The following is a 17,038-nucleotide window of genomic DNA, read 5'->3' as shown; positions in this document are numbered from 1 at the left end:
ATAGAAGAAAAAGAAGGTGGGTCTTTATTTGAATTTATCGAATTGTAGAGATTTGTAAATGAGGGTGGCAATGAGGCGCATGATGTAAATGCGCCTGCATTTGATAGACAGACTGCAGTAACTCGGGTTCGAGTACCTCGGCAGGCACTCCTTCAGCGACAATGCAACCTTGTTGCATAACATAAATATAATCTGCAAAGCTGGCAGCGAGTGATAAATCATGCAAGACCGCCACCACCCCAGCACCTTCATTGGCCATGTTTTTTGCCACCTCCATCACTTGATATTGATGAAATAAATCAAGGCTGGCAGTCGGTTCATCAATTAACAAATAAGGAGCGCCTACCTGCTGGACACGGTTTTTTTCAAGTGCAGGAAGTAACTGCAGTAACACACGTGCAAGTTGTACGCGTTGTTGCTCGCCACCCGATAACACGGTAAATACACGATCTAACAACCCCTCAACCCCCACTAATTGAATCACTTTATTGAGCTGGTGCTGATGTTCATTCGGAGTCAACTGCTCCGCAAACGCAAATCCCCCCATCTCTATCACTTCTTTAACGCTAAATGGAAACGCTAAATCGTAACCTTGGGTCATGACTGCACGTAATTGCGCTAATTGAACATGACTCATCCGTGCCAATGCCTGATTGTTTAGCGTGACGCGTCCAAAATCGGCGCTGTAATCCCCGCTCATCGCTTTTAATGCACTCGATTTTCCTGCGCCATTAGGCCCAATCACCACCACCAGTTGACCTGGCTCAACACTGATTGACACATGATCAAGTATCTTTTTATGGCCTTTTTTTACCGTTACATTATCTAACTTAAGCATACTAACCTCGCTGCACAGCAAATGTTTTGAATAACATAATTAAAAAGAACGGCCCACCAATTGCGCTCGTTAATAAGCCAATCGGCAGCTCAGCGGGAAGAATTAAAGTCCGTGCCAGTAAATCGGCAATACTGAGTAAAATAGCACCGAGCAACATACTGGCAGGCATTAAATATCGGTGATCTGGTCCTATCATTAATCGCACCAAATGCGGCACAATAAATCCAACAAAACCAATGACTCCAGTAATCGATACAGCCGCACCTAGGCACAGTGCTGTACAGACAAACACTTGCTTTTTAAGCTTTACAACATTCAAACCTAAGTGCTTAGCTTGATTCTCACCCAACAAATAAAGATTGAGTGATAATGAACAGCGCAACAACCCAATGCATGACAACACGATAATCACCGCAACTGGCACGATCATTTTCCAGCTATTGCCGGCCAGTGACCCCATACTCCAAAAAGTCAGATCACGAAGCTGTTGATCATTACTAACTAACGTCAATAAACCAATCAATGAACCAACAATAGCATTGACCGCTATACCCGCTAAAAGCAAACTGACAATCGTAAATTCACCACCATGGCTACTTAAACGATAAATAAACCCACAGACCGTAAGTGCCCCTAAAAAAGCCCCCATTGGCACGGCATAAATCGCAAAAACGTCACTGAAACTGGCTAAAACACTCGAGCCTAAAACGATAATACTGACTGCGCCCAAGGCTGCCCCCCCGGCGACCCCAATTAAACCAGGGTCAGCAAGAGGGTTACGAAAAATAGCTTGCATCGCGGCACCACAAGCGCCCAAGCCAGCTCCAACCAAAATACATAAAACCAAGCGTGGTAAACGGATATGCCAAATAACCGCATCCCACAAAGTGTTGGCTTGCATATTGAAAAAAACCTTGAAGAGATCAGTCCATGGCATCGACATGGCGCCGACTTTAAGTCCAACCACACTCACCAGCAGCACCAAACACGCTAAAAAAGGCATGAACATTGGCTTTAACATGCTCTTATTATTCAATAAAGACTGATCAACCCACATAATTACAGATCCACTGATTGTGCTGTTTTTGCATGGCTAAATTGATAACCTGATGGCAATTGTCCATTTAGATGTAACAAGCTGGCTAACTCCACCACAGCTTGAGGTGTCCGCGGACCCATTCCAAGTAAGTAACCCCCATCAAAGGTATGAACACGGCGATTTTTAATCGCATTTGAAAACTGAAAGTGAGGCAATTTAGCCAGCTCGTCTGTTTTATTTCGGCCCTGATGGCCCATCATAATAATCACATCTGGGTTGAGCTCAGCAGCCGACTCCACAGATAAAGGTTTCCAGCCATCAAATGTCGCAGTTAAATTAACCCCTCCAGCAGCGGTAATCACTTGATCGGCACTGGTGCCTGCACCAGCAGCAAGGGGCTGACCAGAGCGAGCCGATAAAACAAATAATACCCTAGGGCTTGCTCCGTGTTTATTGTCAATAATTCCTTTTAACACTGAACGCTGATGTTGAATGTCCATCAAAATTGGTTTTGCAAGCTGATCGGCATCTAACAACGAAGCCACTTTTTTGACTTTATCTTCGATATGATAAAAATCATCTTCTTCGGAAAAAATGACCGTTTTTAATCCCAAATCTTGTAATTGTTGGAGTGACTTTTCTGGTCCAGTGTCGGCTTCACCCAATAACAAATCTGGCTGTAAGGCTAATACCCCTTCGACACCAATACGTCTCACATAGCCCACTTGTGGTTTTTTGGTTGCACTGGCTGGAAAAACACTGGTACTGTCTAACCCCACTATTTTATCTTGCTGACCTAATGCATAAATAATTTCCGTAATCGACCCACCAGAAACCACAACACGCTGAACATCGGCCAACGCAGACTGAGTAAACACACTCAAAGCACAAAGTAAGACTATTTTTTTTATCATCATTCTACCCTCTGATTTTCTCTTAAACCCATCGTCACAGCCAAGACTGTATTGGCTCGCTGAGATGAATTGTATCAATTTCTGAAATAATGTAAATGATAACACTTCTCATTTATATTATTATTTGATAACTTATAAAGAGTTGTTCAGTTAATGCATTAACTATCGAACACACATCATGATTTATTTAATTTTTCGGAGAGTGTTATGTTGCGTTCAAAACTCGCAATTTGTATTTCTTTATCGTTACTTGGGGCACTGCAGCACGCATCTGCCAGCAGCGCAATTACCACGCTAGACAAAACCACAGTTACCGCCACTCGCACCGAGAAAGCGACTTTGGCAACGTCACAAGCGATTAATGTACTCGATACCGCAGATATTGAACGCAAACTCAGTGGCTCTATTTTCGAATCCCTTGACTTAATTCCTAATACATCTGGAGTCGGTGGTCCATTTAACAATGGTTACAAATTTGATATTCGTGGCTTTAGCGATGCCGAAGATGTGATGGTGACTTTAGACGGTGCAGTACAAACGTTTGAAAAGTACCGTATGGGGAGTGTTTTCCTTGATGCAGAGTTATATCGCAGCGTCAGCATCAAACGTGGCCCAAGCACAGTTTTACATGGCGGCGGCGCACTGGGCGGACTAGTCCAATTCGAACTCAAAGACGCCAATGATTTTTTACGTGATGAGCAAACTTTTGGTGCAAAAGTCAAACTAGGACATCATAGCAACAACAATCAAAAAAATGCCTCTGTTTTTGCCTACGGCCAACCGACTGAGCAACTTGATTTATTATTTGCCTACATTGACCGTAGCGGCGATGATTTTGAACTGTCAAACGATGAGACCCTTGAAAACTCAGCCATCAATAGCAATGCTTGGCTCGCCAAAGCCAGCTATGACATCAATGATACTCACGCAATTTCAATCAATGCAAGTCAAAATCAAGATGCACAACGGGCTGAGTTTAATACGACAGATCGAGGCGCTTGGGGCACCGTTTACCGTGATGTGACACAAACAACGTATAACTTTGAATACACACATCACAATCCCACTAATCCTTGGATTGATTTGAGCGTCAAACTTGGTCAAAGCCAAAGCCATGTTACTGAAAGTGATGCTGATCCGGCTTTAATGGGCTTTATTGGTTTAGAATCAGACTATCAATACAACCTCAATACGCTTGATATCAGTAACACATCACGCTTTTTACAGCATGCTTTAACTTATGGTCTGCAATACACCAGTCAAGAGCGCGTTGGTAATAAAACAGCTTACCCATGCCTTAAAATCGATTACGCTACCTATCAATGTGAACAATATGGTGACACTGCAACCACATCACAAATGAGTTCACAACCGAGTGGGGAACAAGACCGATTTGCATTGTATATACAAGACGAATTTCAGTGGCAAGCGTTCACTTTAACTGCTGGTTTACGTTACGAGAAATACCAATCTACCCCAACAGCTGAATTTTTAGCTAAGTTGCCTAGCCAAACCATTGGTGAGGTAGATCATGATCACATCGTGCCCGCTGCATCGATTAACTATCAAGCAAATGACCATATTAACCTGTTTTATACCTATCAAGAGGGTTTCCGCGCACCATTAATTGATGAGTTATATGACCGATATGGTGGGCGTTTACCTAACTTTAAACTCGATATAGAAACCAGCCAAAGCCATGAAATTGGCGCGACAGCGAGCTTTGATGGCGTGCTGTTACAAAACGATAGCCTGCGTGCTCGAGTGGTTTATTTCGATACCGCAGTAGATGATGAGATTATCAGCCAAACCAGTCCAATCTCTAATCCTGCTCCTGCTCCGCGTTATAACAATGCAGGCAGTAACGATCGTGACGGATATGAATTTGAGCTGAGCTACGCTAACCGCTTTATGTATAGCAATATCGTATATAGCGAAGTGGCAGGTGATGATCAAAATCAAGAGCCTTTATGGCAATTACCGGCGGATACTTTGGTGTTTGATACCGGTTTATTGTTTGAAGATGCATCGGTAGGTATGACATTTAAACATGTACAAGACCGCGAGGTTAAAGCATTCAATATGCATACACGCCAAAGCGAGGTGAAACAACATGATGGCTACAGCTTAATAAATGCATACGCAAATTGGCAGCTTAATCAACAAATTAACGTCAGATTCGCTCTCGACAACCTATTAAATACTGAATATCAGGTAGTCGCAGGAACGGGTGGCGCGATTGGAAATTATGGCCTTGGCCGTAATGCAAAAGTGCAAGTTAGTTATCAATTTTAAGGAAAGATCATGACTTCATTACTTCAACAATACCAAGCCATGCAGGTCGAAAACCCGCGCCTAAGAGCCCGTGACGCCGCAGAAAAACTGGGCATATCAGAAGCACAATTGCTTGATCTGCAAGTCGGTGAGACTGTTTTTCGCCTTGAACCTCGCTTTTCTGAAATACTTAAAAAGCTTAAGAATGTGGGTACCGTCATGGCGCTCACTCGCAATAATGCAGTGGTACATGAGTTAACCGGCCAGTATGAAAAACTGTACGTCAATAAGCACGGTGATAAAGAGGTGGCCATTGCCATCAACCCTGGTGGAATTGATTTACGCCTATTTTTATACAAATGGCACAGCGCTTTTGCACACATCACCGACAAACATACCAGCCTCCAATTTTTTGATCATGAAGGCAATGCGGTACAAAAAATATTTAGTACAACAGCAACTAACTTAGAGGCATTTCAGCAGCTAATCAATGAATTTAAAGCGACCTCTTTGCAACCATTACAATTAACGCCACAACCAAAAACAAATACACAAATGCTGGCCGATGAGGCTGTCAACATTGAGGCGTTGCAAGCTGATTGGCAGCAACTGCAAGATGTTCATGACTTCCCGAAGATGCTCGAAAAACACCAAGTAGGTCGTTTACAAGCACTTAATTTGGTTGGGCAACAGTGGGCGCAACCGCTATCAAAAACAGTGCTTGAAGTCATTCTCGATCAAGTTCGCAATGATCAAATCGAAATAATGGTGTTTGTCGGGAACCCAGGCGCGGTGCAGATTTTCTCAGGCTACCTCGACAATTTAAAATGGTTTAATAATTGGTTTAACGTACTCGATAGTGAGTTTAATTTACATGTCGATACTGAACAACTTGCACAAGCATGGCTTGTGCATAAACCCACCGATAAAGGTCAAAATATCATTAGTTCAGTTGAGTTTTTTGATGCGCAAGGCGAGACAGTGCTGACCTTATTTGGCCGCCGTGATGAAGGTAAAGCCGTCAATCAAGATTGGCAATCACTACTGGCTGACACGGCCAGTAAATATGCCAATCAACAGCGAGCGACACAGGTAGCTTAAACGTTTCCAACAACCTCAGGCAAAGCCAACTTATCCACCAATAAGTTGGCTTTTTTATCTTGTTTTAACGCGACTCTGTGGGCAACTCAGCCACGCGTTCAGTGAGCCATTGGCTAAATTCATCATCATATTGAGTGCCCCATTGTTTCACCAACGCTTGATAACGACTGTAAAACCCTTGACGAGTCAAACTAAGCATCACCTCAATTTGATCACGGTGGCGCTCCATCATAAAGCGCACTGCTAAATATCCCCAATCGTATACGCGTTCCGAGCCCCCGTTCTGCTCATAACTCGTATTGAACAATTCACTAAGTTGGTAGCTTTGCTTCGCCCCATTTTTAATCGCTCGAGGGTTATCTTGTTGATGCGCAATATATTCTGCTACGCCTTCACTCCACCATACTATATGTGGCAACAAAGGAGCTGGCTGCGGGCAATATTCTGGCGCAGAATGCGAGTCATGTAATGACGCGCAAAAGTCGCCATACATATTAAAACGCCCATCAAGGTAATGAATGTATTCATGGCGTAAATTCCATATCCCGCCATTGCGTTCATACGCCACAAATTCAGCATGGTTATCAGCTAAATGAGGCAATCCTTCGAGGTACATGCCACCATTATCGCTTGGAACATCAAAATGCAATGTGACGTATTGCACATAAGCATCGCGATCAGCATAAATGTTGGCGCGCATATTATCATTATTGTCATTGGCAACAGGTTTACCTAAGGTGTTAAAGGTACGATGAAATAACGCCTCTTGCTCTGCCAGCATCGTACACGCTTGCTCTATTTGGGTGGGATCGAGCGCTTGCGAACGTAGCGTAATACTCGGGCTGCAGTCATGCACTTGATTCAATACCGCCGCTAAACTGCCTGCCTGTGGTGCTGGATCGGGCGCAATGGAGGTTTGACTGCACGCGACCAACCCAGCCAAAGAAAGACTTAACCCAATACTTTTTAGTTTCATGTTAATTAACCATTATTGCATACAATATCCACATTTAATCACTCACTGTTCGCAATGTAAAGCCGCTAAGTTTGCTTTGACATTACGAACGGGCGCAGTAAGCTCAAACTTCAAGAATAAAAATAAAAGGCCACATTAAGATGAGTCTAACCGTTGTGATTACTGGGGCATCAAAAGGTGTGGGTGCTGCTTGTGCAAAAATGTATGCTGCACAAGGGGCGAATTTAGTCCTCGTCGCCAGAGGGTTAGCAGCTTTAGAGCAGCAAGCCCATGAGCTCATGCTGCAGTTTCCTCATTGCCAAATTCTCACCTTACGTGCAGATATCGGCCAACTTACTGATTGTCAAACCATTATCAATGAAGCCGTTCAGCACTTTGGTAAAATTAATGTGCTGATAAATAATGCTGGTTTACATCACCGAGGAGAGTTTAGCGACCAAACCGCACACGAAATGGCGGCCATGGTCGATGTGAACTTGCGTGCACCCATTTACTTATGCGCCTTAGCGCTGCCTCACATGCTTCCCTCTACAGCCGATCATCAAAATTCGATTGTGATGATTGGCTCTTTGGCTGGCCGTGCGCCATTGCAAGGGGCGGCCACTTACAGTGCAACCAAGGCAGGTTTGCGAACATTCACTTACGCTCTACATGATGAGTTAATTAATCAAAAGATTAATGTTGCGGTGGTTTCTCCTGGACCTATCGACACCAGTTTCATTATGGAAGAGATTGACGTGGTTGAAGATATCGTCTATTCCCAACCCATGTCGACACCTGAACAAGTCGCTGAGAATGTGCTTCGTTTGAGTACCTCTTACAAAACAGAAATAGCGATGCCTTGGTTCAGTGGCACACTCACGACCATCGGCTATTTATTTCCTCGCTTTCGCCGTGCAACTAGAGGCTTGCTGTATAAAATTGGTAAGAAAAACAAGCAAAAATATCGAAATAGAGCCAATAAACCCTCTGCGAGCTAACCCATTTAACGGTACAATCGGGACATTCGCTATTTAATCGATAAGCAAAATGAACAGCCCCAATACATTAATGGTGCAAGGCACCACCTCAGACGCGGGGAAGAGTGTGCTTGTTGCAGCACTTTGTCGCATTTTAGTACGCCACGGAATTCACGTTGCGCCTTTCAAGCCTCAAAATATGGCACTTAACAGTGCGGTCACAGCCGAAGGAGGCGAAATTGGCCGCGCTCAAGCAGTACAAGCCGAGGCAGCAAAAGTGCCGCCGCACGTCGATATGAACCCTGTGCTACTCAAACCCAACTCTGATATTGGCGCGCAAGTGATCTTACTCGGTCAATCGATTGGTAACATTGATGCCTTTGATTATCATCAATACAAACCGAAAATGCTCGGCCATGTATTGGCCGCCCACCAGCGATTATCCGAGCAATATCAAGCCGTGATTGTTGAAGGTGCGGGCAGCCCTGCTGAAATCAACCTACGTGATCGCGATATCGCCAACATGGGGTTTGCAGAAGAAGCCGATTGCCCAGTGATTATTGTCGCCGATATTGACAAAGGAGGTGTATTCGCTCATTTAGTCGGAACTTATGATTTACTCAGCCCCAGCGAACAACAGCGAGTAAAAGGCTTTATTATCAATAAATTTCGGGGGGATATTAGCTTATTACAACCTGGTATAGATTGGCTTGAAGCACGTCTGGGTATTCCTGTACTGGCAACCCTTCCTTATATTCAAAATTTACATATTGAAGCAGAAGATGCCATCGACTTTAGTCAAACGCTCGATCAAAACAATCACATTAAAGTAACGGTGGTCGTTTATCCTCGTATATCCAATCATACCGATTTTGATGTTTTACGCTTACACCCTAATGTCGAGCTCACCTTTGCCCGCACACCCAACGAAGCACCACATAGCGACTTAATTATTTTGCCTGGCAGCAAAAATGTGCAAGCCGATTTAGCTTGGCTAAAGCAACAAGGCTGGCCACAGGTGCTTAATCAACATTTGCGCTATGGCGGAAAAGTACTTGGAATTTGTGGTGGTTATCAAATGCTGGGCGAGACCATTAGCGACCCCCACGCAATCGAATCAGCGCAAGCGACCCAATCCAAAGGGCTTGGATTGCTAGCGATGAGCACTGAGCTACAGAGTAAGAAAACCCTCACCAATGTCAGTGGTGTTTGCCAAAGCACTCAAACACCCATTAAAGGCTACGAAATTCATTTAGGCGTTTCACAAGGTGAGGCTTTATCACGCCCACTTTTTACGCTCACAGGTGGCACTCCCGAAGGTGCGCGAAGTGACGATGATCAAATAAAAGGTACTTATTTACACGGTATTTTAGATAATCAAGCATTACTCGAACATTGGTTAGCATGGGCAGGGCTTACCCACATTACCTCATTCGACTATGCTGCCTTTCGCGATCAACAGCTCGACTATTTAGCCGATGAGGTTGAAAAAGTCTGGCCCGTTGAACAGATTATGGCATTACTGAAGTTGACATAATTAATACGTATTCCCTTTGAATTTAAACAAAAATATATTTTATTAACTCAATAAGTTAATATTGTTTAATTCTAAAAGGGAGTTTTTATGGCAGAAAAAACGTTTGCAATTCTTGTGGATGGAGAAAATGTGAAAGCTGAGCATTTTTCTAATGTTTTAGCTGAAGTAGAAAAATTAGGCGCTGTAGCGATAAAGTGGGTGTATGCAGATTGGACTGCACCAAACAGCAAAGCTTGGCAAAATGTATTAGAAATCACAGCGTCAAGGCCAAAGCAACAATTTCATTATACTAAGAAAGATGATGCTGATCATGCTTTGATCATGGATGCGATTGAATTAATAAATATAAATTCCAGAGTAAATGCTATTTGCTTAGTAACAAGTGATGGTGGTTTTGCAAGTTTAGCTCAAAGAATTCGAGAATATGGGGTTTACTCCATGGTCATTGGTGAGAAAAAATCACCTGAAAGATTAATTAGGGCATGTGAAAACTTTGTCGATGTTGAAAATTTAAAAAATGTAAGTACCAATACTTCAAATTTGAAAAATGATCTAGATAGCTTGTTGCTTGATGCATTCAAAAGGTGCTGCAATGATAGTGATGAGGCTTATCTTGGTGATTTCGGGACAGCACTAAAACGTGTAGATCCTTCTTTCGATTTCAGAAATTATCAAGTAGGAAGTTTAAAAAAATTAATAAAATCCAAAAATGAACTATTTGAAATTACCAAGGAAACCAATGATCGCTGTTATTTCAAACGTACTCTAGAAGATATTCAGGAAGGTAAAATAGACAAAATAATGACTGAAAAAGGATTTGGTTTCGTTGTAAATGATATTGGCAGATTTTTCATTCACAAAAGTGAGTTTACTAATTTAAATGACTGGAATAAGGTCAATAAAGGAACAAAACTAGGTTTTCAAGCAGAGAATAAGCAAGAAACTAATGGAAAAGAAGCTAGAGCACTGAACATTTTTATTCTTGAAGATTAAATTTTAGCGCATGATTTACTCAATAAAAAGCACTAACCTTAAGGGTTCAGTGCTTTTTATTCACGCTTGAGGATTAACTGCATAGGCAGCCTCCTTGTTTATCTTTTTTTGTTTTATCGAGTTGCGACAATATACCCACCCGCTAATACTGTGCCTGCTAAAACGGCTTACGCCATTCCAGCTGTTGCTAAAAATGCGATGCCTACAACGGCTAAGGCTGATGTTACGATTGACTCGATGATTGATGAAGTGTGCATTTTGAGTTTTCCTTTTCTATTTGGGTCAATTATCGGGTTGCTAAGATATAACCGCCTGCAATAACAGTACCTGTGACAACTGCCGACGCCATACCTGCTGTCGCTAAAAATGCGATGCCTGCAACGGCTAAGACTGATGTAGTTATAAATTCGATGATGTTTGAAGAAGTCATAATAATGTCCTTTGAAATTTAAAATTAAGTGGCTGTTTACCGTTTCGTTGAGGTAATAGTAGGCAAGATTGCTTACCTTGTTTATGACTATGTGATGAATGGTAAAGTTGGGTGATATAAGGTCAGAATACGGGATTATCTAAACGCTAAAGCGAAATATTAGATTAAAAAAGAGAGTCAGCGAGCACTTTATAAGTGCCCATCAAATGTGTTCTACAAACGCTTTAATATCTTGTAAGTCTTTTTCAATCAATTTAAACATCGATTTTTTAATAAAAAAGCCCATGATGGCCGTCATGCACTTCATGATCACTCCATCAGCACTGCCCTGAAAAGACATCGTAAGCTGCGTTTTTCCAGCAACCTCGTCGAGTGAAATTCGAGTTGTGTAGATTGCCCCACAGTTTTCTGCTCGGGTGCAATAATATTCTTGCTCTTTGGCTTGAGTGATCCACATTGTTTCGGTCGACTCTTTACCAAAGACTTGACGTGTCTCTGCCCATTTTAGGCCAACAAGCCCTTTTGATGGCTGATGAATGACTGTTAAGTCGAGAATCCCTTCAATCATAGTTTGCCAGTGCGAGATATCGGTTATAGCAGCCCAAACAACTGTTTTTGGGCGATTGATTTGTATCGTTGCGGTGATGTTCATATTTAGTTTCCTTTACCTATTAGCTAGTTAGACATTCTTGGCTAAGAGCATAGTCAATAAATACCGATAATAACAAAAAAGCACTGACCTTTAGGTTCAGTGCTTTTTTATTCTCGCTTGGGGATTAACTGCATAGGCAGCCTCCTTGTTTATCTTTTTTTTGTTTTATCGAGTTACAACAATATACCCACCCGCTAATACTGTGCCTGCTAAAACCGCTGACGCCATTCCTGCTGTCGCTAAAAAAGCGATACCAGCCACTGCTAAAACAGAGGTTGCGATTGATTCAATCATTGATGATGTATTCATTGTTTAATCTTCCTGTTGTGTTTAATTAAATTAACGAGTGACTAAGATATAACCGCCTGCGATAACAGAGCCCGTCACAACCGCTGATGCCATACCTGCTGTCGCTAAAAATGCGATGCCTGCAACGGCTAAGACTGATGTAGTTACAAATTCGATGATGTTTGAAGAAGTCATAATAATATCCTTTGAAATTTAAAATTAAGTGGCTGTTTGCCGTTTCGTTGAGGTAATAGTAGGCAAGATTGCTTACCTTGTTTATGACTATGTGATGAATGGTAAAGTTGGGTGATATAAGGTCAGAATACGGGATTATCTAAACGCTAAAGCGAAATATTAGATTAAAAAAGAGAGTCAGCGAGCACTTTATAAGTGCCCATCAAATGTGTTCTACAAACGCTTTAATATCTTGTAAGTCTTTTTCAATCAATTTAAACATCGATTTTTTAATAAAAAAGCCCATGATGGCCGTCATGCACTTCATGATCACTCCATCAGCACTGCCCTGAAAAGACATCGTAAGCTGCGTTTTTCCAGCAACCTCGTCGAGTGAAATTCGAGTTGTGTAGATTGCCCCACAGTTTTCTGCTCGGGTGCAATAATATTCTTGCTCTTTGGCTTGAGTGATCCACATTGTTTCGGTCGACTCTTTACCAAAGACTTGACGTGTCTCTGCCCATTTTAGGCCAACAAGCCCTTCTGATGGCTGATGAATGACTGTTAAGTCGAGAATCCCTTCAATCATAGTTTGCCAGTGCGAGATATCGGTTATAGCAGCCCAAACAACTGTTTTTGGGCGATTGATTTGTATCGTTGCGGTGATGTTCATATTTAGTTTCCTTTACCTATTAGCTAGTTAGGCATTCTTGGCTAAGAGCATAGTCAATAAATACCGATAATAACAAAAAAGCACTGACCTTTAGGTTCAGTGCTTTTTTATTCTCGCTTGGGGATTAACTGCATAGGCAGCCTCCTTGTTTCTTCCGTTATTATTTATCGGTTTGCGACAATATACCCACCTGCTAATACTGTGCCTGCTAAAACGGCTGACGCCATTCCTGCTGTCGCTAAAAAAGCGATACCTGCCACCGCTAAAACAGAGGTTGCAATTGATTCAATCATTGATGATGTATTCATTATTTAATCTTCCTGTTGTGTTTAATTAAATTAACGAGTGGCTAAGATATAACCGCCTGCAATAACAGTGCCTGTGACAACTGCCGACGCCATACCTGCTGTCGCTAAAAATGCGATGCCTGCAACGGCTAAGACTGATGTAGTTATAAATTCGATGATGTTTGAAGAAGTCATAATAATGTCCTTTGAAATTTAAAATTAAGTGGCTGTTTGCCGTTTCGTTGAGGTAATAGTAGGCAAGATTGCTTACCTTGTTTATGACTATGTGATGAATGGTAAAGTGAGGGGATAAAGGGTTAAATTAGCGGATAAAAAAACACCGCACATTAATTAAGATCACATAAAGCCAATTTGGCCCCGAAAAACCGCCAATACTTGCTTTTGGTCTCTTTGATTGCTGCTATAATAATCAACTGTTTTTTGATTCAAATTTAGTCATTGATAAAACAATGGTTTATTTCATTACTAGGCATTAAGTGGCGTACACTATTTATTCTTTTATTTTCTTCACTTTGATTGCGTTTGGTAGCATTCTCCCCGCCTACGGACAAAGTGAAATAACGGTGGGTTTATATCCATTTCCACCTGATGTAACGCAAAACCATGATGGTGAGTGCGAAGGACCTGCAGTGACACAACTCAACAAACTGTTTTTATATAGTCCGCTACAACTAAACGTGTTATGCATAACACCTGCGCGCCTGTATAAACTTTTTGCCAATGGCGAGGTAGATATCATTTTAAATATCGTTTCTACCAAAGCATTGCAAGGACAGTCGGTCGTTATTAAGCCTCAATTTCACCATATCAATTTGGCGTTTGCGACCAATAAAGCAATGGCTGAGCAAAAAACGGTTTCTGCTATACGCGGCTATAACTATGAAGGACAAAGAGATAAACTTGAGCAACAAGGCTATCAATTTATCGAGCTAAAAAATGGGGTAGACGCGTTAGAGTTATTTGCACTTGGGCGTGTGGCCCACCATATCGGATATATTCAACACAAAGAAATGCTTAATTTTCATGACAAAAGACACCTTCTGTTAGAGCAAATAGAATTTCGCTCCTTAGAACTCATTCCAACTTATATTCAAATTTCTAAAAAATCCCCTCATCTTCTGGCTATTTCGGAATATTTAGATCACTTCATAACACAACGGCAATGTACAAATTTATACACCTGCTAAGAGCGGCTTTGTCGGCCAATAAGCAAAGAGTAAATCATGGCACCATTGGTTGTTAATCCGGTAGTTATCTTTTATGCATCCCTCAAATTCAAACCCAGCCTTTTTCAACAAGGCAACAGAGCCCTGATTGCCTTCTGTCACTGTTGCGGTCATTTTATGAAAGCCACATCCAGCGCTAGCAAAATGAAGAATACTGAGCAAAGATTCATACCCATAACCGAGCCCTTGCTGGTCAGGATGAATCAAAAAACCGACCTCAGCTTGCTGATATGGATGCCAGCGAGATAAAAAGCCAGTTAAACCAATTGGTTTATTTGACTCTTTTTCAATTATCACCAGTGTTAACCAGCTTTGGTTTTCTTTTGACCAAGGTTGCAAGCGCTCATTGAAGCGAGCTGAAATTTGTGGTTCTTGCTCTATATCCGCCACAAATTCCATCACTGAAGGCATTTGATGTAAAGCGAGAAAAAATGGCCAATCCTCTTGGCATAACGACCGTATAATTAACCTTTGCGTCTCTAGTTGCACCTTTATTGTTCTCCTTTTTTACTTTAGTTAATAACTTTTACCAGCCATTTAATCCAGATTTCAGTACACTGGGCTACCCCAAAAATTCACCTATCAATATGACTAGAGGCAATAATGCACCAACAATCTATTGCAAATATCAGCTTACTCGTAACAGATTACGATCAAGCCATCGATTTTTACACTAAAAAAATGGGTTTTGCGTTACTTGAAGATACCGACTTAGGTTCAGGGAAGCGTTGGGTGCAAGTCGCCCCAAAAAACAACGCAGGCACAGCACTGCTACTAGCAAAAGCAAGTACGGCTGAACAATGTGCAGCTGTGGGCAACCAAAGTGGCGGTCGAGTTTTTTTATTTTTACAAACAGAAGATTTTTGGACTGATTATACCGCGATGAAAAACGCAGGAGTTGAGTTCTGTGAGCAACCTCGCGAGGAGAGTTATGCAACAGTCGTAGTCTTACAAGATCTATATGGTAATAAATGGGATCTAATTGAGCGAAAATAAACTTGAAAAATATATCTCATAACCAAACACTCTAGTGGGATTATAACCGTAAATAATAATGCAAAATAACGTTTAAGCGCCTAAATAATGGCGCTTAAACCAAAATTAAAGTCAGCATATAACTTTTTAGAATATGGATGCATTATTAATTATTTTTTACTTGCCCCGCCCCAGCATATTCTGCCATGGTCATAGCCTGATTGAGTGGCTAGTTCGGTGTTAGTTGAGGAACGTTCAGTGCAGTATTTACCTATTTTTACCAAATTAGATAATAAACCGGTGCTTATCATCGGTGGGGGTGATGTTGCACTGCGAAAATGCCGCGCTTTATTACAAGCTCGTGCCAACGTGACTTTAGTGGCTCCAGAGTTCTGCCATGAATTACTTGAAATGGCGCAAGAAAACACCGTCGCTCTTATCCATGACTTTTTTAATCCAGCACAACTTGATGGTCAAATGCTCGTTATCGCCGCAACAGACATCAATGAGATAAACGAAGCCGTTTTTAATGCGGCTAATGAACGAAATATTTTTGTCAATGTGGTGGATGATCAACCTAAATGCAGCTTCATTTTCCCGTCAATCGTTGATCGCAACCCGATCACCATTGCAATTTCCAGTGCAGGTACAGCTCCTGTACTTGCCAGACGCTTACGTGAAAAACTCGAGACGTTGATTCCACAGCATATTGGCCCATTAGCAGAGTTAGTCGGCAGTTTTCGCCATAAAGTAAAACAACGTTTTAAGCAGTTTTCTGATCGCCGCCAATTTTGGGAAAGTGTTTTTGATTCAAATGTAGTCAGTAAAGTACAAACTGGCGATTTAGAAGCCGCCACAGCACAACTCGATACAATGCTCAATCACACTGTAGAGCCGCAAGGTGAAGTGTATGTGATTGGGGCAGGTCCCGGCGATCCTGAACTACTGACACTTAAAGCCCTACAACTGATGCAACAAGCCGATGTGGTGGTTTATGACTATTTAGTCTCAGATGAAATTATGGAATTAGTGCGCCGCGATGCCGATTTGATTTGTGTGGGTAAACGCATGGGCAATCATAGCGTCGAGCAACACGATACCAATCAGCTGTTAGTACGCTTAGCTAAAGAAGGCAAAAAAGTGTGCCGGATTAAAGGGGGCGACCCATTTATTTATGGCCGAGGCGGTGAAGAAGTTCAGGTATTAGCTGCTCAGCAAGTCCGCTATCAAATTGTGCCGGGTATTACTGCGGCAGCAGGTTGTGCCGCTTATGCAGGTATTCCACTGACCCACCGTGATCATGCGCAAGCTATTCAATTTGTAACCGGGCACTGTAAAAAAGATGGCCAAGATTTGAATTGGCACTCATTAGCGCAACCTTATCAAACCCTTGCCGTGTATATGGGTGTCGTAAAGTCGCCGTATATACAAGCAAAATTACTCGAACACGGCCGCGCAGCAACAACACCGGTCGCCATTGTTGAAAATGGCACTCGTAAGAACCAGCGTGTTGTTACAGGTCAATTAGGTTCACTCGCTGAGCTGATTGAGCACAATGAAATTCAGTCACCAGCTCTTTTAATTATTGGTGAAGTTGCGCAACTTCATCAAGAACTCGCATGGTTTGGAAAACAACAGCAAACCAGCAGTTTTGCGCAACCGCTAACAGACATAGCATAAC

Annotated in this window: 20 protein-coding genes; 8 read left to right on the top strand and 12 right to left on the bottom strand. The window is 42.1% G+C overall.

Going from position 1 to position 17,038, the window contains the following annotated elements; genetic code table 11:
* Positions 1–34: 34 nt before the first annotated feature.
* From AC3KVK_RS00885 to AC3KVK_RS00875, 3 genes are read right to left on the bottom strand one after another with little or no spacing between them, the layout of a single operon-like run.
* Positions 35–838, bottom strand: coding sequence for a heme ABC transporter ATP-binding protein (locus tag AC3KVK_RS00885; RefSeq protein ID WP_490312518.1), 804 nt, complete (start codon positions 836–838; stop codon positions 35–37).
* A 1-nt stretch (position 839) separates the two neighbouring features.
* Entirely contained in the window at positions 840–1,895 is a 1,056-nt protein-coding gene (locus AC3KVK_RS00880) for a FecCD family ABC transporter permease (protein WP_490312519.1), read from the bottom strand.
* Between the two features lie 2 nt (positions 1,896–1,897).
* The gene (locus tag AC3KVK_RS00875; protein WP_490312520.1) at positions 1,898–2,794 is read right to left on the bottom strand and encodes a heme/hemin ABC transporter substrate-binding protein; all 897 of its coding nucleotides are present in this window, start codon (positions 2,792–2,794) and stop codon (positions 1,898–1,900) included.
* A 204-nt stretch (positions 2,795–2,998) separates the two neighbouring features.
* On the opposite strand from AC3KVK_RS00875, the gene AC3KVK_RS00870 reads away from it, so the two are divergent.
* Both AC3KVK_RS00870 and AC3KVK_RS00865 read left to right on the top strand, forming a co-directional pair.
* A complete protein-coding gene (locus AC3KVK_RS00870) occupies positions 2,999–5,086 on the top strand; it encodes a TonB-dependent receptor, heme/hemoglobin family (protein WP_490312521.1) in 2,088 nt (695 codons plus the stop codon).
* 9 nt (positions 5,087–5,095) lie between these two features.
* Positions 5,096–6,166: a hemin-degrading factor gene (locus tag AC3KVK_RS00865; RefSeq protein ID WP_490312522.1), complete on the top strand. Its 1,071-nt coding sequence runs from the start codon at positions 5,096–5,098 to the stop codon at positions 6,164–6,166.
* 64 nt (positions 6,167–6,230) lie between these two features.
* Here AC3KVK_RS00865 and AC3KVK_RS00860 read toward each other — a convergent pair whose 3' ends face one another.
* Complete coding sequence (locus AC3KVK_RS00860; RefSeq protein ID WP_490312523.1) at positions 6,231–7,142, bottom strand: collagenase; 912 nt, start codon at positions 7,140–7,142, stop codon at positions 6,231–6,233.
* 140 nt (positions 7,143–7,282) lie between these two features.
* Here AC3KVK_RS00860 and AC3KVK_RS00855 point away from each other — a divergent pair, with 140 nt between their 5' ends.
* From AC3KVK_RS00855 to AC3KVK_RS00845, 3 genes are all read left to right on the top strand, one after another.
* A complete protein-coding gene (locus AC3KVK_RS00855) occupies positions 7,283–8,122 on the top strand; it encodes an SDR family NAD(P)-dependent oxidoreductase (protein WP_490312524.1) in 840 nt (279 codons plus the stop codon).
* A 49-nt stretch (positions 8,123–8,171) separates the two neighbouring features.
* Positions 8,172–9,638: a cobyric acid synthase gene (locus AC3KVK_RS00850; RefSeq protein WP_490312525.1), complete on the top strand. Its 1,467-nt coding sequence runs from the start codon at positions 8,172–8,174 to the stop codon at positions 9,636–9,638.
* An 87-nt stretch (positions 9,639–9,725) separates the two neighbouring features.
* Positions 9,726–10,631, top strand: a complete 906-nt coding sequence (locus tag AC3KVK_RS00845; protein WP_490312526.1) for an NYN domain-containing protein — start codon at positions 9,726–9,728, stop codon at positions 10,629–10,631.
* A 286-nt stretch (positions 10,632–10,917) separates the two neighbouring features.
* On the opposite strand, the gene AC3KVK_RS00840 is transcribed toward AC3KVK_RS00845, so the two are convergent.
* From AC3KVK_RS00840 to AC3KVK_RS00810, 7 genes are all read right to left on the bottom strand, one after another.
* A complete protein-coding gene (locus AC3KVK_RS00840) occupies positions 10,918–11,061 on the bottom strand; it encodes a hypothetical protein (RefSeq protein ID WP_490312527.1) in 144 nt (47 codons plus the stop codon).
* Between the two features lie 202 nt (positions 11,062–11,263).
* Entirely contained in the window at positions 11,264–11,713 is a 450-nt protein-coding gene (locus AC3KVK_RS00835) for an SRPBCC family protein (protein WP_490312528.1), read from the bottom strand.
* A 165-nt stretch (positions 11,714–11,878) separates the two neighbouring features.
* Positions 11,879–12,022: a hypothetical protein gene (locus AC3KVK_RS00830; RefSeq protein WP_490312529.1), complete on the bottom strand. Its 144-nt coding sequence runs from the start codon at positions 12,020–12,022 to the stop codon at positions 11,879–11,881.
* A gap of 30 nt (positions 12,023–12,052) precedes the next feature.
* Positions 12,053–12,196: a hypothetical protein gene (locus AC3KVK_RS00825; protein WP_490312530.1), complete on the bottom strand. Its 144-nt coding sequence runs from the start codon at positions 12,194–12,196 to the stop codon at positions 12,053–12,055.
* A 202-nt stretch (positions 12,197–12,398) separates the two neighbouring features.
* On the bottom strand, positions 12,399–12,848 hold the full coding sequence (locus tag AC3KVK_RS00820) for an SRPBCC family protein (protein ID WP_490312531.1): 450 nt from the start codon (positions 12,846–12,848) through the stop codon (positions 12,399–12,401).
* A gap of 164 nt (positions 12,849–13,012) precedes the next feature.
* Complete coding sequence (locus tag AC3KVK_RS00815; RefSeq protein ID WP_490312532.1) at positions 13,013–13,156, bottom strand: hypothetical protein; 144 nt, start codon at positions 13,154–13,156, stop codon at positions 13,013–13,015.
* 30 nt (positions 13,157–13,186) lie between these two features.
* The gene (locus AC3KVK_RS00810; protein WP_490312527.1) at positions 13,187–13,330 is read right to left on the bottom strand and encodes a hypothetical protein; all 144 of its coding nucleotides are present in this window, start codon (positions 13,328–13,330) and stop codon (positions 13,187–13,189) included.
* Positions 13,331–13,632: 302 nt separating this feature from the next.
* Here AC3KVK_RS00810 and AC3KVK_RS00805 point away from each other — a divergent pair, with 302 nt between their 5' ends.
* A complete protein-coding gene (locus AC3KVK_RS00805; RefSeq protein WP_490312533.1) occupies positions 13,633–14,343 on the top strand; it encodes a transporter substrate-binding domain-containing protein in 711 nt (236 codons plus the stop codon).
* Here AC3KVK_RS00805 and AC3KVK_RS00800 read toward each other — a convergent pair.
* A complete protein-coding gene (locus AC3KVK_RS00800) occupies positions 14,329–14,871 on the bottom strand; it encodes a GNAT family N-acetyltransferase (protein WP_490312534.1) in 543 nt (180 codons plus the stop codon). The two genes, AC3KVK_RS00805 and AC3KVK_RS00800, sit on opposite strands and share 15 nt — an antisense overlap.
* A gap of 114 nt (positions 14,872–14,985) precedes the next feature.
* On the opposite strand from AC3KVK_RS00800, the gene AC3KVK_RS00795 reads away from it, so the two are divergent.
* Positions 14,986–15,378 carry a VOC family protein gene (locus AC3KVK_RS00795; RefSeq protein WP_490312535.1) on the top strand — a complete coding sequence of 131 codons (393 nt, stop codon included), beginning with the start codon at positions 14,986–14,988 and terminating at the stop codon, positions 15,376–15,378.
* A 237-nt stretch (positions 15,379–15,615) separates the two neighbouring features.
* Positions 15,616–17,037 carry a siroheme synthase CysG gene (cysG, locus tag AC3KVK_RS00790; RefSeq protein ID WP_490312536.1) on the top strand — a complete coding sequence of 474 codons (1,422 nt, stop codon included), beginning with the start codon at positions 15,616–15,618 and terminating at the stop codon, positions 17,035–17,037.
* The last annotated feature ends 1 nt before the right edge of the window (position 17,038 follow it).

Source organism: Pseudoalteromonas sp. J2K-J979 (assembly GCF_058169715.2).
The sequence above is the reverse complement of the archived record's forward strand: the minus strand, read 5'-3'. Positions and strand labels throughout refer to the sequence as shown.

What these genes read in the sequence shown, in the direction of transcription:
- AC3KVK_RS00850 (WP_490312525.1), top strand. Translation starts at nt 8,172, where the DNA reads ATGAACAGCCCCAATACATTAATGGTGCAAGGCACCACCTCAGACGCG.
- AC3KVK_RS00840 (WP_490312527.1), bottom strand. Translation starts at nt 11,061, where the DNA reads ATGACTTCTTCAAACATCATCGAATTTATAACTACATCAGTCTTAGCC.
- AC3KVK_RS00875 (WP_490312520.1), bottom strand. Translation starts at nt 2,794, where the DNA reads ATGATGATAAAAAAAATAGTCTTACTTTGTGCTTTGAGTGTGTTTACT.
- AC3KVK_RS00860 (WP_490312523.1), bottom strand. Translation starts at nt 7,142, where the DNA reads ATGAAACTAAAAAGTATTGGGTTAAGTCTTTCTTTGGCTGGGTTGGTC.
- AC3KVK_RS00815 (WP_490312532.1), bottom strand. Translation starts at nt 13,156, where the DNA reads ATGAATACATCATCAATGATTGAATCAATTGCAACCTCTGTTTTAGCG.
- AC3KVK_RS00885 (WP_490312518.1), bottom strand. Translation starts at nt 838, where the DNA reads ATGCTTAAGTTAGATAATGTAACGGTAAAAAAAGGCCATAAAAAGATA.
- AC3KVK_RS00830 (WP_490312529.1), bottom strand. Translation starts at nt 12,022, where the DNA reads ATGAATACATCATCAATGATTGAATCAATCGCAACCTCTGTTTTAGCA.
- AC3KVK_RS00865 (WP_490312522.1), top strand. Translation starts at nt 5,096, where the DNA reads ATGACTTCATTACTTCAACAATACCAAGCCATGCAGGTCGAAAACCCG.
- AC3KVK_RS00845 (WP_490312526.1), top strand. Translation starts at nt 9,726, where the DNA reads ATGGCAGAAAAAACGTTTGCAATTCTTGTGGATGGAGAAAATGTGAAA.
- AC3KVK_RS00810 (WP_490312527.1), bottom strand. Translation starts at nt 13,330, where the DNA reads ATGACTTCTTCAAACATCATCGAATTTATAACTACATCAGTCTTAGCC.
- AC3KVK_RS00855 (WP_490312524.1), top strand. Translation starts at nt 7,283, where the DNA reads ATGAGTCTAACCGTTGTGATTACTGGGGCATCAAAAGGTGTGGGTGCT.
- AC3KVK_RS00880 (WP_490312519.1), bottom strand. Translation starts at nt 1,895, where the DNA reads ATGTGGGTTGATCAGTCTTTATTGAATAATAAGAGCATGTTAAAGCCA.
- AC3KVK_RS00835 (WP_490312528.1), bottom strand. Translation starts at nt 11,713, where the DNA reads ATGAACATCACCGCAACGATACAAATCAATCGCCCAAAAACAGTTGTT.
- AC3KVK_RS00795 (WP_490312535.1), top strand. Translation starts at nt 14,986, where the DNA reads ATGCACCAACAATCTATTGCAAATATCAGCTTACTCGTAACAGATTAC.
- AC3KVK_RS00825 (WP_490312530.1), bottom strand. Translation starts at nt 12,196, where the DNA reads ATGACTTCTTCAAACATCATCGAATTTGTAACTACATCAGTCTTAGCC.
- AC3KVK_RS00820 (WP_490312531.1), bottom strand. Translation starts at nt 12,848, where the DNA reads ATGAACATCACCGCAACGATACAAATCAATCGCCCAAAAACAGTTGTT.
- AC3KVK_RS00870 (WP_490312521.1), top strand. Translation starts at nt 2,999, where the DNA reads ATGTTGCGTTCAAAACTCGCAATTTGTATTTCTTTATCGTTACTTGGG.